The organism is Bowmanella yangjiangensis, from assembly GCF_017255015.1.
Classification (GTDB): Bacteria; Pseudomonadota; Gammaproteobacteria; order Enterobacterales; family Alteromonadaceae; genus Bowmanella; species Bowmanella yangjiangensis.
Window position 1 is genome coordinate 1 of record NZ_JAFKCS010000484.1, and the last position, 576, is coordinate 576.

The window sequence follows — 576 nt, forward strand, 5'->3', positions numbered from 1 at the left end:
GGTGGTCAGCAGGTCGACTGCGGTTTGCAGCTCGGCCTTGTCCTTCATCAGCAGCTGGAAGTAGTCGCCATAGCTGCTCAGTTCGAAATGGCGCAGGCGCTTGCTCAGGCGTCCGGCCACCAGCTGGCGCTTGGCGTCGCTCATGGCGATGCCGGCGATCTCGTGGATCATGTCGCGGAACTGCTGGAATTCGCGGTTGTTCAGGCTCAGGGCTGTCATGGCGCCGCTCCAGGGTCAGGCCGGTTCGGGTTGTGCGGCGGCAGTGGCGAGCTGGCGCAGGTCGGCGAGCGAGAGAATCCGGCCGATGTCCAGCAGCACCACCAGGCGCTCGTCGAGCTTGCCCATGCCGAGCAGGAAGTCGGTGGGGATATGGCTGCCGAAGCTGGGCGCGGGCTCGATGTCCTGCTCGGGAATCTCCAGCACCGCGTTGACCGCCTCGACGACGATGCCGATGACCTGCTGCATCTGCTCGCGCACCACCTCGAGGATGACGATGCAGCTGCGTCGTCCGATCTGGGTCTGCTGCTGACCGAAGCGCTGGCGCAGGTCCATGATCGGCACTACGCCGCCACGCAG

1 protein-coding gene and 1 pseudogene are annotated in these 576 nt (G+C 65.6%); both read right to left on the bottom strand.

The features are described 5' to 3' along the window. Positions 1 to 219 (bottom strand): annotated as a pseudogene (locus J0A65_RS25275) (CheR family methyltransferase); the annotation flags it as partial. A 15-nt stretch (positions 220 to 234) separates the two neighbouring features. Continuing rightward, a partial coding sequence (locus tag J0A65_RS25280) for a chemotaxis protein CheW (protein WP_206596974.1) occupies positions 235 to 576 on the bottom strand: 342 nt, incomplete at its 5' end.